We start from the raw sequence: 15,516 nt of genomic DNA, 5'->3' as shown, positions 1-15,516 counted from the left end.
CTCTACGCCGCGGCGCGGCGCGACAGCGAACCTCGACGACCGCGTCACGCCGCGCGCTCCGGCGCAGGTGCGAACAAGCTGCGCTGGCGCCATGCCGTCCACAGCGCCGGCAGCAGCAGCACCGCCGCCAGCGCCCAGCCGACCCGGCCGCCCCAGAGCGAGGCCGCCAGCAACGCCGAAAGCAGCGCCGCAACGCCGCCGCCGTTGAGACGAAGGCCGCACAGATGCAGGCTCACCGCGGCGATGCCCAACAGGCACAACAACCGCCCCCATAGCAGCCACTGCGGCGCCGCCCATGCCGCAGCGGCCAGTTGCAGCACCGCGCTGCACAGCAACCCGATCAGCAGCAGGCGCAACAGCGCGCGCTCGCGATGACGCCCGATCAGCAGCGCCGCCAGCACCCCGCTGAGCAGCACCGTCGCGCCGCCGGCCAGCACCGGCGTCGTCCATGGCCACCAGGCCCGCTGTTCGGCACTGCCCCAGGCCGCCAACGCAAGCGGCAGCAGCAGCGCGGCCAGCGCCGCGCCGCCCAGCACCAGCGAGATCAGCGACTGCGCCCAACGCTGGCCGGCCTCGCTGGTGGCTTCGGCCAGCAGCAGGCGATTGAACTGAGTGAACACCCCGCTGGCGCCGTTGAGCAGATAGCCCAGGAACAGATACACCGGCAGGAAGCCCGGCGCCACCGCCGCCAGCAGCAGCGGCGTCAGGCGATCGTGCAGGATGCCGGCGATCCCCAGCAGCGAGAGTTGCACGGCCGCCCCCAGCAGGTGGCGGCCGTGGCCGCGCTGCGGCCACAGCAGGCGCGGCGGCGCGGCGAACACCGCCGTGTTGAGCAGCGCCTGCAGCAGATAACCAATGCTCACGGCGATGCCGGCACCGACGCCGCCGCCGCATCCGGGCAACGGCCGCAGCAGCAACCAGGCCAGGATCGCCACGGGCATCGCGACCTGCTGCACGGCGAATCCCGACAGTCGCCGCCCCTGCGCCAGCAACGGCGCCGAATAATTGACCAGGCCGAACAGGGTGGCCGGCAGCACCGCCAGCACGTAGCCGAAGCCTGCGCCCTGCCACTGCCAGGAGCATCCGGCCGCGACGACCCAGCCCAGATCCAGCGCCAGGGTGGCCAGCAGCCGATGGCGCAGCGCTTGCCGCCACCGCAGCTCCCATCCCGGCGCGGCCGGATCTTCGCGCAGGAACAGCGAGGCGTAGCCCAGGTCGGCCAGAAACAGCACCGTCGTCAGCCCCAGATGCGCCAGTCCCACCTCGCCATAGCCCTGCAGGCCGAACTGGCGCAACAGCAGCCATTGGAACAGCAGCGCGCAGCCCTGCCCGAGCGCGTACAGCAGCGCGCCGGACACGAATCCCGCGCGCAGGCGCCCGGCCGCGCTCATGACCGGGCGAAGGATCCGGCCGCCGGCACATGGCACAGGAAGGCGCGCGAGGCCGCGCCGTAGGCGAACCACGGCTCGAATTCGATACCGAACCGCCCGGCGCATTCCCGAAGGGCGCGCCGTTCGCCGCGCTGGCGATCGGCCTGGAACAGATCATAGTCGTCGCACAGCAGCACGCTGCCCTGGACCAGGCGTGGCGCGATCAGCGCCAGGGCGTCGCACGCCGAGGCGTACAGGTCGCAATCCAGGTTCACGATCGCCGCCTGGGTGTCGCCGACGGCATGCGCGTTGTCGGCGAACAGGCCGGGCACCAATTGCAGGTCCGGCGCGCGCAGCCCCACCGCGGCGCACCGCGCCTGCGCCTCGGACTGCGCGGCCAGAAAGCTGCCGGTGGCCAGACTGTCCTCGCCTTCGGCATTGCGCGGCATCCCGGCAAAGGTGTCGAAACCGTAGAACCGCGGCCGCTGCGCCAGAAAGCCCAGCACCGTGCCCTGGTGCTGGAAGGGCAAACCGGCACTGCGCTCGATGCGCCGCCGCTGGTGCCGATAGCACAGCCACGCATGTGCCAGGCTGTTGCCGCGGTACACGCCGAACTCGTAATAGTCGCCAGCGAGCTGGGTGGCATGCACGTACGCCCAGGCACGATACAGCGCGCCCAGCGCGTCGTTGCGATGCAGGTTCGCACCGACCCGCAGGCCGCGATAGGCGAGCTTGAGGCGTTCGATGAGCGTTATGGACACGTCGGACACCTTGTCTCGGGCCAGGAGCGGCAGCGTCCGAGTATCCAGGCTCGATCCCGACCAGCGCAATGGTGCACGCGGGTGCGCGTGACCGTGGAGACGGCGGCGCGCACCTGGTCAGCGGCAGATGCGCGCGACGCATATGGCACGGTGTCGAGAACAGCGTCCTCGACGACATCCGCCACCGACTGCACGCGCGGATCGGTCGCGCACCGAGCGATCCGGTCGAGTGCGCTCATCCGGGAACGTGTGCGTCGGCAGCCTGCTCCGGCGCGAGTGTGCGCTGCAACGCCTCGCGCAGGGTCCAGCGCGTGCGCCAGCCCAGCACCGCGGCGGCCTTGGCCGGGTTGCCGAGCTGATGCGCCCGGTCGTGCGGACGCTGACGCTGCGGATCCACCTGCACGCGCGGTGCACGGCCGAGCAAGGCACCGATTTCCTCCACCAGCTCGCCGACCGAGTGTTCCACGCCCGAGCACAGATTGAACACATCGTAAGCCGGCTCCGCCCGCGCATCGTCGAGCAGGGCCAGCAGCCCGGTGGCCGCGTCGTCGGCATGCAGGTAATCGCGGCGCGGCTGCAGATTGCCCAGCCGCACCAACGGCGCCGGCGCCGGATCGGCCGCCAGTTGCGCCAGCACCTCGGGAATCAGGTGCGCGTTCGGATCGTCGTGGGCGATGCTGTTGAACAGGCGCGCCACACGGCCGCGGCGCCCGCCACCGCGCGCGCACCACAGGCGCAACTGGCCTTCGTTGCAGAGCTTGGACAACGCGTAGTTGTCACGCGCCTCGGTGGCGCTGGCGGCTTCGTCCAGCGCCTCCTGGCCCCAGGCGTACACCGCCCCGCTGGAGGCGATCAACACATGCCGCACCTCGGCGACGTCGGCGGCATGCAGCACGCTCTCGGTCCCGACCACGTTCACCTGCAGGCAATGCATGCGCTGCTGCTCGCAGGTCGGGATATGGTGGACCGCGGCAAGGTGCACCACCGCATCGGCCCCGAACGTGCGCAGACAGGACGTGACCGCGGCGGTGTCGCGCACGTCGGCGACCGCGGCAAGGTCCAGCCCGTCCGGCATGGTCATCCCGCTGGACAGGTCGTCCAGGCCGGCCACCGCATCGCCGCGCTGCAACAGCGCAGCGGCCAGCCGGCGGCCGATCATGCCGGCGGCGCCGGTCACCAGCACGCGCTTCATGATCGCTCCGACGTGCGCGGTGCGTCGTCGGGCAACAGGCGGCGCCGCATCCCTGCCGGCAACCAGGCGAACAGCGGATCGCGCTGCGGGGACCACGACGCGGACGGATCGCCCAGGCGCCGCATTGCCACATACAGCCCGAGCGCCAGCGACATCGCCAGCAATGCGGCGGCGAACACGGCAACGGCCACCAGCAACGGTCGCCGCGCCGGCACCGGCGTCGCCGAGAGCGCCGGCAGCGCCCGGTAGCGCACCTGCTGGGCGCGCCCGCGTTGCTGGGCCAGCGTCAGTTCGATCTCGCGTGCGATCTGCTCCCGCACCGAATCGGCCTGCGCGCCGGCGGCGAAGACCGCCGTGTGGCACGCCAGCAGCCAGTCCTGCAGGGCCTTGCCAGAATGCAGCGTCGATGTGCGCTTGTCGGCGCACGCGAGGAAACGCTGCTTCCAGTCGAGCTGCTCGAGTTCGCGCTGCCCCTGGCGCAGATTGGCCCGGGTTTCGGTGATGGTGGCCTGCAGCGCCACGATCTGCGCCAGCGGCGACAGGTACTTGCCGCCGCCGTCGCCGACCGAGACCACCGTGTTGACCTCGCTGCGCCGCAGCTCCGGATAACGCTCCAGCAACGCCTGCATGTCCGCCGCCTGCTGGGTGCTCTGCTGGATGGCGAACTGCTGCTGGATCTGCGCGATCTGCAGTTCCGGCCGCTTCTCCACGGTCTGCTGGCGCATGCCGTCCAGGGCATCGCGCAGGCCGCCCCACAGCATCACCTGGCGCACGTGCTGTGCGATCGCCCGCAACTGCTGCGTGGCGGCGGCATCGTCGCGTGCGTTGATCGCCACTTCCAGCCCCAGCGCACCGACCGTCTTCGGATCGATGTTGACCTGCTGGCGGATGTCGTCGCGCTCCACCGCGCTGCGGTACTGCACGCGCGTCTCCCAGTAGCGCGGCTGCTGGAACTGCCGCTGCACGCGTTCGCGCAGGTCCGCCGGCAATGCGATGGTGGCCACCGAATCGGCAACCAGTTGCCGATCCGACAGCATCGGCTGCAGCCGCCGCCACTGCTCCAGGGTCAGTTGCGGCACGTCCAGCAGCGCGCTGGCGCTGTAGACCGGACGTAGCGCAACCAGCACGCCGGCGGCCAGCGCCAGCAGCAGGGCCACCGGAATCAGCAGGCGGCCGAACTGCCGATAGAAGCGCAGCAGTTCAAACACCAGGTCGCCCAACGACGCATCTTCGCCACGGTCACGTACATCGTCTCTGCCAGGCATCGGATCCATCGCCGTGTTCGGGTCACAAGGGAGTCACCAGCCCGGCGTAGCGCCGCACGCGGCATCGCATGTCCCCGCATGTCGATCGGCGGCTGGAGGAGCGGGCACTGTGCCATACCGATCGCAATGGCGGCAATGCGAAGCGGCTCACGTCGTTGCCGCGGCGGCGCGGCGCAGCCCCAGCCACAGCGTCGCCGCCAGCACCGCCTCGGTGGCGATCGTCGCCATCGCCGCGCCGCGCGCCCCGTGGTGCGGCGTCAGCAGCAGGTTGAGCGCCAGGTTGGTCGCGGCCGCCAGGCCGGCGCCGACCATGTAGTAGCGCTGGCGCTCGAGCGCGATCGCCGTTTGCGTCAGCACATAGTTCGGCAGCACGAACACGAACGCGGCAAACAGCCAACCCACCAGCGGTCCCGCCGTGGATCGGTATGCCTGCCCATACAGCAGCCCGACCACCCAACTGCCGAGCGCGGCACCGGCGATCGCCAGCGCGATGCCGGCCAGCGCCGCGGCGGCCAGAGTACGGCGCTGCAGACGCTGCGCGGCACCGGGATCGACGCGGCTCAGGCGCAGACGCCGGAAGAACAGCAGTGCCACCGGCGCCGCCAGCAACAGCACGCCATCGAACAGACGATAGGCCGCGGCATACTGGCCGACCTCGGCCGGCGACACCGCGCGATGCAGGATGACGATGTCGCTGCGCCGGTACAGGCCGGTCGCCAGGTCGATCCACAGGAAGCCGGCCGCTGCGCGATACACCGCGACCTGCGGCCGCCAGCGCGGCCGATCGTGCAGATCCCGACCCAGCAGCGCGTAGGCCAGCAGCAGTCCCACGGCCCAGGCCGCGAACACCACCTCGGGACGGGCGCCCAGCAGCAGCACCGCGAGCACGATCGACAGTCCGCTCAGCGCACGCGCGCCGATCTGCCAACGCGCCTCGCGACGCCAGTGCCCGGCGCCCTTCAGTTGCGCCGAGACCAGTTGCGACAGGGTCACCGCGGCGAAGCACAGCACCGCCCACCCGAGCGCCGGGTCGCCGACACTGCGCGGCAATAACAGCGCCGCGATCACCAGCAACAGCGTCGCCAGCAGCAGATGCCCGCGTGCCAGGCCCGGCAACGCCGTCGCGTACTCGGCCAGCCCCGGGCTGGGCGCCACGCGCTCGCGCAGCACCAGCGTGCGCATCCCGGCGTCCTGGGCCAGCGCCAGCAGCGTTGCCAGGTTGAGCAGGTAGGCGTAACGGCCGAATCCATCCGGCTGCATGCTGCGCGCCAGCCACACCGACAACCCCAGCGAGACCGCCGCCACGCACAGGATCGCCCCCCATTGCGCGGACAAGGCACCGGCGCCGGCGCGCCAGGCAGACGTGCGTGGCGCGCTCATCCGCACAGGCCTGTCATGCCGCGCCGGTCCATGCCGCGGCCACCTCGTGCCAGCGGCCCTGCGCGCGCACCCGACCCTGCTCCAGCACCACCACCTGGTCGGCGCGTTCCAGCAACGCCAACCGATGGCCGATCACCACCACGGTCAGATCGCCGTGCAGGCGCTCGATCGCGGCGCGGATGCGCGCTTCGTTGTCGTGATCCAGCGCGCTGGTGGCTTCGTCCAGAATCAGCAACGCCGGCCGCTGCAGCAGCGCGCGCGCCAGCGCCAGGCGCTGCCGCTCGCCCCCGGACAGGCGCATGCCGCGATCGCCGATCACGGTGTCCCAGCCCTGCGGCAGTGCATGCACGAACTGCGCCGCGGCCTGCTCCAGGGCCAGGTGCAGCGTTGCCGCATCGGCATGCGGCGCGGCCAGCAGCAGGTTGTTGCGGATGCTGTCGTTGAACAGGAAGGTGTCCTGCGACACGTACGCCACCGCGTGCCGCCAGCTGCGGCGCGCGTGCGCGTCCAGGGCCACATCGTCGATCTCCAGCGCGCCCTGGTCCGGGCCCAACAGACCGCACAGCACATCGGCCAGCGTGCTCTTGCCCGCACCGGAGGGGCCGACGATGGCGGTGGTGGTGCGCGCCGGCAACACCAGCGAGATCTGCTGCAGCGCCGGCGCCTCGCGCCCGGCATAGCGCACCTGCACATCGCGCAGGGCGATCTGCGTCTGCACCTGCCAGTCGCTGGCACGCGGCGGCAGCGCCGGCTCGGACCACTCGCGCGCCTGCGCCAGTTGCCGCTCCACTTCCACGAACGCAGGCACCGTATGCAACCAGTATTGGTGCTGCTGCTGCGCCACGGTCAGCAATGGCAGCAGGCGCGCGAACATCACCACCAGGATCAGCAGCTCGGCCAGCGGCAGGTGCCAGACCTGCAGGCCCAGCAGCGCATAGCCGGCCAGCAGGACCGCCGCGGCGCTGTGCAGCAGGGCCTTGGACAGCGCCAGGCCGGAAGCGAAGCCCACCTGCAAGTCGCGCACGGCCGTCGCATCGCGGTTCACGACAGCGCGATAGCGCGCCTCGGCACCCAGGATCTTGGCCAGGCGCAACCCGGCCAGGCTGTCGTGCATGCCGGCGTGCAGGCGCTGCCTGGTCTGGGTCAGCGCACTGCCCAGCCGCAGCACGCGACGGCGGCGGCCGAGCAGCAGCAACAGCAGCAGCGCGCCCGCCACGACCGTGGCCAGCGCCAGCGTCCCGGCCAGCGCGAGGGCGGCCAGCAGATAGACGACGGCAGTGGCGAGCGATGCGAGCATGAGCAGCGCATGGCCGAGCCCGACACCGATCCTCTCCACTTCGGTCAGCATCAGGCTGGCATGGTCGCTGCTGCGCTGGGCCACCAACCATCGCCATTGCGCCTCCAGGAGTGCGGTGAAGCTGGCCTCGCGCAAGCGCTCGGCCACGTCCTGCTGCACGCGTGCGGCCGTGTGCTCGCGTGCGTAATGGATGCCGTTGCGCAACAGCACCAGCGCGCAGAACAGCGCCAGCAATGGCAGCGGTGCGTCGCGCGGCAAGCCGAGCATGCCGACGATCTCGCCGACGGCATGCACCATCGCACCGCCGTTGGTCGCGCCACCGCCCTGCAGCGCGCCGAGCAAAGGCACCAGCAGCAGTACGCCGATGCCTTCGCTGGCACCGGCCAGCACCATCAGCAGGAACACGCCAAGCAGGCGCCCGCGCGGCGCCCAGCCCAGCAATCGGCGCAAGGCCCGCCAGTTGCTCATTGCCGCGATCCCGCCGGCGCCACGAAGCAACCGACCCGGGCGAAGCGCTCCACACCGCCGCCGCCGGTGACCCGGACCGGGCCCGCCACCACCCAGGCGTGGGCCTGCAGGGACGCCGTCTGTGACGACCGGGCCACGCCGAAGCACAGCATGTGCGGCACGCGGAACAGGCCGAGCAGGCAACGCGCGCTCAACGCCTGGGCGAGGCAGTTGGATTGCCATGGCGTGTGCCGCGCCGCCAGGCGCAGGGTGCGCCCGATCTGGATGGCACGGCGCTGCGCCCGCGCATCCAGTACCGGCGCGGGCGGCGGCTCCGCCACCCCGCGCCCCAGCCATGGCACCAGACGGCGGAAGCCCAGCGCCAGCACTGCGGCACGCGCCGCGCCGAGCAGCATCCAGGCCGGCAGCAGCAGGCAGCGTTCGAATCGAGGCAGACGCAGCAAGCCGCTCAGGCCGCCAGGCATGGGGACTCCTGCCACGACAACGCCGATGGCACCGCCGCGCGCTGCGCAGGCACGGCCGCGTCCGCCGCATGGACGCGTTGCGCTGTCTGCATGTGCGAACGCGGGAGCGGCGACACAACGGGCATGGGTGAGACCTGCGCAGGAAGGACGACCGCGCGACCGGCGCAATGGGCGCCACGGCGCAGTGCCGAGCGACCATGGCGCAAGCGCCGACACGCCAGCCTAGCAAATGTTCCCCCACGCCGGTGCGCCGGACACTGTGCCGCGCAAGGGCATGGACCTGCCTCCACTGCGCGCGCTGCTCACGTGCCACAGGCACGCGCAACGGGCGCTGCCTGCGCGGGACCGAACGGATCCGCTACAGCCGGCTCACGCTGCGGATGCGGATCTCGGTGCTGTCCACGCCGTGGCGTTGCGCCGCTTGTGCGCGCAGGCGGCCCAGCAGCCGCTCCGGGTCCAGCGGCGCCGGCTCGGCCCAGGTGTGCGCCAGGGTGCCCCAGGCCACGCGCTGGCCGAAGCTGTAGGCCTCGTAGTCGGCCAGGTAGTGGCGCGCGCGCTCAGGTACCGACGTGGACATCGCCTTCGTAGCCGTTGCAGCCCAGGTGTTCGAGCGCGATCGACAGCGCCAGCGCGTAGCCCTGCGCGCAGTAGCCGCCGACCTGGCCTAACCGTTGCCCCGAGGCTGCGCACAGGCAGGCTTCGCGGCGATCGCTGGCGTCGTCGTGCACTTCCACGTAGGGCCGGCGCAGATGCGCCACCGCGTCGGCGGTGACCGCGCTGTCGGAACACGCGCCCGGATCCAGCAGCAGCATTTCGACGCCGGCCTGGTCGGCCTGGGCCAGCGCCTGCAGCAGTTCGCGCTCGCTGGCGCAGCCGCGCACGGCCAGGGTCTTGCCGGCGCGGCCGGCATTGGCGAGCAATTGCCGCATCACCGGCGGGGCGATGCGCGCCGGGCGGCCGCGATGGCCGGCCACGCAGTCCGGGCCACGGAGCAACAGGATCGACATGGCGGCGCCCTCAGTTGGCCAGCGCCGCGCGCGCGCCGAGCCGGCGCTGCGCCACGCCCAGGGCGATCGCATAGCTGTCGGCGAGCGCACCATTGGCGATCACCGTCAGCAACGGCGCGTGCCGCGGGTGCAGCAGCGGCTCCAGCGCCTGCGCGCTGGCATCGTGCACCTCGATGTAGGGGTGGCCCAGCGCCTCCAGCGCCGCACACAGCTGCGCGCCGTGGTCGGCCAGCTCCGACGCCGGCAACTCGCCGGAATCCAGCAGCACCAGCTCAGTGTCGTCGCACGCGCCTTGCCGCAGCCGCGCCACGATCTGCGCGGCATCGGCGCAGGCCACCGGCACCACCTGCGCGGCATGGAACGCGGCCAGACACTGCGCCGCGGCGATGGCCGACGCATCGCGATGCGGGCCCTGGATCAGCAGAATCGACATGGAACACATCCAACAGGAAGGACGTGGCGCAGTCTGCGCGCGCGCCGCGTAAGCGTTCCATGGCGGAAGGGGGCCTGGGGCGTAAAGTCTGTGTAAGGCCGGAATTGGGGATTCGGGATTGGGGATTCGCAAAAGCGGAAGGCGGCGCTGCGCTTCCACCAATCCCAAATCCCGAATCCCGGCTTTTCAGCCAATCCCCATTCCCCAATCCCGATTCCCGGCTTTATGCGATCATCCGCCGTTTCCCGCCGCAGCCGCCCGGACCCGCCATGACCCAAACCGCCCTGCGCCGCGATGTCGGCCCGTTCGCCCTGATGCTGACCGGCCTCGGCTCGATCATCGGCTCCGGTTGGCTGTTCGGCGCCTGGCGCGCCGCCGGGTTGGCCGGCCCCGGCGCGATCTGGGCGTGGGTGCTGGGCGCGGCGATCGTCACCACCATCGCCCTGGCCTATGCCGAGCTGGGCGCGATGTTCCCCGAGTCCGGCGGCATGGTCCGCTACAGCCACTATTCGCATGGCTCGCTGGTCGGCTTCATCGCCGGCTGGGCCAACTGGATCGCGATCGTCTCGGTGATCCCGGTGGAGGCAGAGGCCTCGGTGCAGTACATGGCGTCCTGGCCGTGGCAGTGGGCGCAGGACCTGTACGTGCAGCAGCCCGGCGGCGCCGGCGAGCTGTCGGTGCCCGGCCTGTGCATCGCCGCGGTGCTGGTGCTGGTGTACTTCCTGCTGAACTTCTGGAGCGTGAAGCTGTTCGCGCGTTCCAACAGCCTGATCACCGTGTTCAAGCTGGTGGTGCCGGCGCTGACCGGCGTGGCGCTGATCGCCAGCGGTTTCCACAGCGAGAACTTCAGCGTCGGCCTGCACGGCGGCAGCCACACCATCGACTTCGCCGCGGTGCTCACCGCGGTGGCCACCGCCGGCATCGTGTTCAGCTTCAACGGCTTCCAGAGCCCGGTGAACCTGGCCGGCGAGGCGCGCAATCCCGGGCGCAGCATCCCGTTCGCGGTACTCGGCTCGATCGCGCTGGCCACGGTGGTCTACGTGCTGCTGCAGGTCGCCTACCTGGGCGCGGTGCCGCCGGACCTGCTGGCCAAGGCCGGCTGGCACGGCATCGACTTCCGCTCGCCGTTCGCGCAGCTGGCGATCATCGTCAACCTGCACTGGCTGGCGATGCTGCTGTACGTGGACGCCTTCGTCAGCCCCAGCGGCACCGGCATCACCTACACCGCCACCACCGCGCGGATGATCTACGGCATGGAGCGCAACGGCACCATGCCGAAGGTGCTGGGCCGGGTGCATCCGACCTGGGGCGTGCCGCGCCCGGCGATGTTCTTCAACCTGCTGGTGTCCTACCTGTTCCTGTTCTTCTTCCGCGGCTGGGGCACGCTGGCGGCGGTGATCTCGGTGGCCACCATCATTTCCTACCTCACCGGCCCGATCAGCGCCATGGCGCTGCGCAAGCATGCGCCGGAAATGCACCGCCCGCTGCGCATCGCCGCTCTGCCGGTGCTGGCCGCGGCGGCGTTCGTATTGGCCACCGAACTGCTGTACTGGGCGCGCTGGCCGCTGACCGGCGAGATCATCCTGCTGATGCTGGTGGCCCTGCCGGTGTACGCGTATTACCAGCAGCGCGACGGCTGGAAGGATTTCCGCCGGCACCTGCGCGGCGCCAGCTGGCTGATCGCCTATCTGCCGACCATCGCCCTGCTGTCGTGGGCCGGCAGCACCACCTTCGGCGGCCACGGCTATCTGTCCTACGGACCGGACCTGGTGGTGGTCGGCGTGGTCGCGCTGGGCTTCTACTTCTGGGGCGTGCGCGCCGGCTGGCGCACCCCGTCGCTGCAGCAGGCCAGCGCCGGCTGAGCCGCGGCGGCGCTCAGCCGCCGCGCAGGAATTGCAGCGCGCGCGACGGCAATAGGGCGCCGACGAAACCGGCCAACGCACACAGGCCCACCGCGATGGCGCTCTCGTGGAACGGGGCGTAACGTCTGTCGAACACGGCCAGCACCGCGGCGATGCAGACCGCCGAAGTGCCCGCCCCGATCAGGCCGAGACGCAGATGCGCGCGCCAGCCGCGCAGGCGGGGCCAGGCGCGTGCGGCGAACAGACCGGTCAGCAGTGCCGGCAAGGCGCCGAAGACGTAGGAAAACATCGCCATCAGCAGGAGCACCGGCAGCGTATCGGTGACCAGGCTCTGCCCCCAGGTCAGCGCGATCGCCACCGGCAGCCCGACCACCAGGGAGCCCAGCGGCGGGCCGACGAACAGGAAGGTCATCACCACGCCGACACCGACCAGCCAGCGCGGCAGCGGGTCGTTGCCCGCGTCCATGTCGGCCTGATCGGTCCCTTCCGCGAGCGTACCCGGCGGCGGCTCCGGAGCCGCCTGCGACGCAGGCGGCAATGCGGCATGGCTCACTTGGCGGGCGCGGCTTGGCGCTGCGCGGCGCTGGCGTCGCGGGTGGCGCGGAACTCGGAGTCGCGGCTCCAGTTCGGCCACTGCGGCGAATTGGCCAGCTCCTCGCCCAGCGTGTACAGCACCTGCATGTCGCGTGCGGCACCGGCGAAGGTCCAGTTCGGCTGCCACTCGTCGCCAGGCTGGTGGTAGCGCTTGGCGGTGTAGTCGTCCGAAGCGGCCTTGCCGGCCGCCACGCCACCATCCACCCAGTCCTGGCCGGCGGCGAAGGACAGCGCCGGCACGCCGCGCTTGGCGAAGGAGAAGTGGTCGGAGCGGAAGAAGTAGCCGGCCTCCGGCTTCGGATCGGGCGTGTAGCGCAGATCCCAACCCTTGGCCACGCGCTTGAGGTCGTCGAGCAGTTCCAGCTTGGCGGTGCCGTAGATGCCGAAATCGCGCGACGGCCCGAACGGGCTCATGCCGTCCATGTTGATCACCGCCACCGTGCGCGCCAGCGGATACAGCGGCTTGGAGGCGTAGTACTCCGAGCCGAGCAGGCCCTTCTCCTCGGCGGTGACCGCCATGAACACCACCGAGCGCTGCGGCGCCGGACCCTTGGCGAAGGCGCGGGCCAGTTCCAGCAGCGCGGCGACGCCGCTGGCGTTGTCCAGCGCGCCGTTGAAGATGCGGTCGCCCTTGGCGTCGGGCGCACCCACGCCCAGGTGATCCCAGTGCGCGGTGTAGATGAGGGTGTCGTCCGGGCGGGTCGTGCCGGGCAGCCGCGCGACCACGTTGCGCGAGGTGATCACCTCCGACTTCACCGCATAGTCGGCGTACAGGCGCTCGCCCTTCAGCTCCACCGGCTTGAAGTCGCGCGATTGCGCCTGCTTCTTCAGCGCGTCGAAATCCAGCCCGGCGCGCTTGAACAGGTTCACCGCCAGATCGCGCTGGATCCAGCCCTCCAGTTCCGGGTGCACCGTCTTGGGATCGTCGCGGACCACGTCGAACATGCTGTTGGTGTTGGAGTTGGCGACGGTGGCCCAGCCGTAGGACGCCGGTGCGGTCTCGTGCACGATCAGCACGCCGGCCGCGCCCTGCCGCGCGCCTTCCTCGAACTTGTAGGTCCAGCGGCCGTAGTAGGTCATGCCCTTGCCGTCGAACGCGCCCTTGCCGGTCTCGAAATCGGGGTCGTTGATCAGCACCACCGCGATCTTGCCCTTCAGGTCCACGCCCTTGAAGTCGTCCCAGCCACGCTCGGGCGCCTTGACGCCGTAGCCGACGAACACCAGCGGCGCACCGTCCAGGGTCACCTGGCTGCTGCCGTCGAGGGCGGCGCGCACGGCGATCTGCTGGCCCTGGGTCAGGGTCTGGCGCTGGTCGCCGCTGGCGATGGCCAGGCGCGGGGTGCCGACGATGTCGGCGCGGCGCAACGGCACCGCCTGGGTCCACAGGCGCTTGCCGTCGCGCAGGTCACCGCCCGGCTGCAGGCCGGCCGCCTGGAACTGCGCGCTGAGGTAGGCCACGGTCTTCTCCTCGCCCGCCGACCCCGGGGCGCGGCCTTCGTAGGCGTCGGAGGCCAGGGTCTTGACGTCGTTCGACAGGCGCTTGGTGTCGAAGGTCGGTGCGGACGGCGGCGCCGCCACGCAGGCGCCGGACAGCGCCATGGCCAGCAGGCTCACGATCGGTCGTTTCATGGAGTTCCCCTCGGCGGACACAAAGAACGTCGAGTGTAGCGGTGCGCAACCCGGGCCAGGGTGGGCCGAATGACCGCCATACGTGCGCTGTCGCAAAAATTTATTGTGATAAACCACTCAAATATGAAGCTGAACATGCTCTAATGCCGCGCTCGCGCATCGCGGGGCCGCGGGGATCGGTGGCCACGCCGATCCGCGCGCCCGCCCCCGCTTCCACCCGAGCCGGGCGCGGAGTGCTTCATCCCCACCATCACCTGGGCCGCTCCGACTGCGGGGCCGGCCCACTTCCGGAGACCTGCAGAGATGTCGATGTCCCCCCTCACCCGCATCACCCGTTGCGTGCTGGCCGCCGCGCTGCTGGCCGCCAGCGGCTCGGCCTGGAGTTATGCGATCAGCAAAGGCACGGTGGTGGACGACCGCGGCAACGCGGTGCAGCTGCGCGGCGTCAACTGGTTCGGCTTCGAAGGCAGCGCGCACACCGTGCACGGCCTGTGGGCGCGCAACTGGAAGGACATGATCACGCAGATGCAGGGCCTGGGCTTCAACGCCGTGCGCCTGCCGTTCTGCCCGCAGACCCTGCGCGGCGTCGCCCCGACCAGCATCGACTACGGCCGCAATCCGGACCTGCAGGGTCTGAACTCGCTGCAGGTGCTGGACAAGGTCATCAACGAGTTCAGCAGCCGCGGCATGTACGTGCTGCTGGACCACCACTCGCCCGATTGCCAGGGCATCTCCGAGCTCTGGTACACCGACTCCTACAGCGAGCAGCAGTGGCTCAGCGACCTGACGTTCGTGGCCAAGCGCTACGCGTCGGTGCCGGGCGTGATCGGCATCGATCTGAAGAACGAGCCGAACGGCCGCAACACCTGGGGCACCGGCAACCTCCAGACCGACTGGAACAAGGCGGTCGAGCGCGCCTCGGCGGCGGTGCTGAAGGTGGCGCCGAAGTGGCTGATCGTGGTCGAGGGCATCACCGACAACCCGACCTGCTCCAGCAGCTACGGCTACTGGTGGGGCGGCAACCTGGAACCGCTGACCTGCACCAAGCTCAACGTGCCGGCCAACCGCCTGCTGCTGTCCCCGCACGTGTACGGCCCCGACGTGAACTGGCAGCCCTACTTCGGCGACAGCAGCTTCCCGGCCAACATGCCGGCGATCTGGGAGCGCCAGTTCGGCCAGCTGACCCAGCGCGGCTACGCCATGATGATCGGCGAATTCGGCGGCAACGAAGGCCGCAACCAGGCGCAGGACCCGGTCCTGCAGAAGGCGCTGATCGACTACCTGATCAAGAAGAACATCCGCAGCGGCTTCTACTGGGCGTGGAACCCCAACAGCCGCGACACCGGCGGCGTGCTGGACGACGACTGGACGACCGTGCGCACCGAGAAGATGGCCGGGCTGAAGCGGCTGTGGGGCGACACCAGCGGCACCACGCCGACCCCCACTCCGACGCCGACACCGACGCCCACCCCGGAACCGACCCCGACGCCCACGCCGACCCCGGCACCGGGCAACGCCAGCTTCAGCACCAAGATCATCGTCGACAGCGACTGGAACGCCGGCTACTGCGAACGCGTGCAGGTGACCAACAGCGGCAGCGCCACCGGCAACTGGGCGGTCACCCTGTCCATCAGCGGCACCGTCAACAACCTGTGGAACGCCACCTGGACGCAGTCGGGCACCACGCTCAGCGCCAGTGGCGTGGACTGGAACAAGACCCTGGCCCCCGGCGCCACCGCCGAGTTCGGGTTCTGCGCCGCCCGCTGAAGACTGCGCCATCGCCCCGCGCACCGC

Annotated in this window: 14 protein-coding genes; 2 read left to right on the top strand and 12 right to left on the bottom strand. The window is 70.8% G+C overall.

Annotated features, from left to right (window positions below; translation table 11 throughout):
• Positions 1–44: 44 nt before the first annotated feature.
• From GGR71_RS17470 to GGR71_RS17425, 10 genes are all read right to left on the bottom strand, one after another.
• Entirely contained in the window at positions 45–1,391 is a 1,347-nt protein-coding gene (locus GGR71_RS17470; RefSeq protein WP_160959626.1) for a hypothetical protein, read from the bottom strand.
• On the bottom strand, positions 1,388–2,131 hold the full coding sequence (locus GGR71_RS17465) for a TylF/MycF/NovP-related O-methyltransferase (protein ID WP_160959623.1): 744 nt from the start codon (positions 2,129–2,131) through the stop codon (positions 1,388–1,390). Before GGR71_RS17465 ends, GGR71_RS17470 begins: the two co-directional genes overlap by 4 nt.
• A gap of 235 nt (positions 2,132–2,366) precedes the next feature.
• Positions 2,367–3,323: an NAD-dependent epimerase/dehydratase family protein gene (locus GGR71_RS17460; protein WP_160959620.1), complete on the bottom strand. Its 957-nt coding sequence runs from the start codon at positions 3,321–3,323 to the stop codon at positions 2,367–2,369.
• The gene (locus GGR71_RS17455) at positions 3,320–4,588 is read right to left on the bottom strand and encodes a hypothetical protein (RefSeq protein WP_160959777.1); all 1,269 of its coding nucleotides are present in this window, start codon (positions 4,586–4,588) and stop codon (positions 3,320–3,322) included. The genes GGR71_RS17460 and GGR71_RS17455 overlap by 4 nt, the downstream gene beginning before the upstream one ends.
• 147 nt (positions 4,589–4,735) lie before the next feature.
• Entirely contained in the window at positions 4,736–5,968 is a 1,233-nt protein-coding gene (locus GGR71_RS17450; RefSeq protein ID WP_160959617.1) for a lipopolysaccharide biosynthesis protein, read from the bottom strand.
• A gap of 13 nt (positions 5,969–5,981) precedes the next feature.
• The gene (locus GGR71_RS17445) at positions 5,982–7,733 is read right to left on the bottom strand and encodes an ABC transporter ATP-binding protein (RefSeq protein WP_160959614.1); all 1,752 of its coding nucleotides are present in this window, start codon (positions 7,731–7,733) and stop codon (positions 5,982–5,984) included.
• A complete protein-coding gene (locus GGR71_RS17440; protein ID WP_160959611.1) occupies positions 7,730–8,197 on the bottom strand; it encodes a lasso peptide biosynthesis B2 protein in 468 nt (155 codons plus the stop codon). Before GGR71_RS17440 ends, GGR71_RS17445 begins: the two co-directional genes overlap by 4 nt.
• 358 nt (positions 8,198–8,555) lie before the next feature.
• Positions 8,556–8,774 carry a hypothetical protein gene (locus GGR71_RS17435; RefSeq protein WP_160959609.1) on the bottom strand — a complete coding sequence of 73 codons (219 nt, stop codon included), beginning with the start codon at positions 8,772–8,774 and terminating at the stop codon, positions 8,556–8,558.
• On the bottom strand, positions 8,755–9,204 hold the full coding sequence (locus GGR71_RS17430) for a type II 3-dehydroquinate dehydratase (RefSeq protein ID WP_160959607.1): 450 nt from the start codon (positions 9,202–9,204) through the stop codon (positions 8,755–8,757). Before GGR71_RS17430 ends, GGR71_RS17435 begins: the two co-directional genes overlap by 20 nt.
• A gap of 10 nt (positions 9,205–9,214) precedes the next feature.
• Positions 9,215–9,637, bottom strand: coding sequence for a hypothetical protein (locus GGR71_RS17425; protein ID WP_160959604.1), 423 nt, complete (start codon positions 9,635–9,637; stop codon positions 9,215–9,217).
• Between the two features lie 269 nt (positions 9,638–9,906).
• Here GGR71_RS17425 and GGR71_RS17420 point away from each other — a divergent pair, with 269 nt between their 5' ends.
• Positions 9,907–11,499, top strand: a complete 1,593-nt coding sequence (locus tag GGR71_RS17420) for an APC family permease (RefSeq protein ID WP_160959601.1) — start codon at positions 9,907–9,909, stop codon at positions 11,497–11,499.
• Between the two features lie 13 nt (positions 11,500–11,512).
• Here GGR71_RS17420 and GGR71_RS17415 read toward each other — a convergent pair whose 3' ends face one another.
• On the bottom strand, positions 11,513–11,965 hold the full coding sequence (locus GGR71_RS17415; protein ID WP_237474347.1) for a hypothetical protein: 453 nt from the start codon (positions 11,963–11,965) through the stop codon (positions 11,513–11,515).
• An 83-nt stretch (positions 11,966–12,048) separates the two neighbouring features.
• Positions 12,049–13,722, bottom strand: coding sequence for a M28 family metallopeptidase (locus GGR71_RS17410; protein WP_160959598.1), 1,674 nt, complete (start codon positions 13,720–13,722; stop codon positions 12,049–12,051).
• A gap of 309 nt (positions 13,723–14,031) precedes the next feature.
• Between GGR71_RS17410 and GGR71_RS17405 the strand changes: the two genes are divergently transcribed.
• On the top strand, positions 14,032–15,489 hold the full coding sequence (locus GGR71_RS17405) for a cellulase family glycosylhydrolase (RefSeq protein ID WP_160959595.1): 1,458 nt from the start codon (positions 14,032–14,034) through the stop codon (positions 15,487–15,489).
• Positions 15,490–15,516: the final 27 nt, after the last annotated feature.

Source organism: Xanthomonas sp. F1 (assembly GCF_014199855.1).
This window is presented reverse-complemented; position numbering and strand designations above follow the sequence as displayed.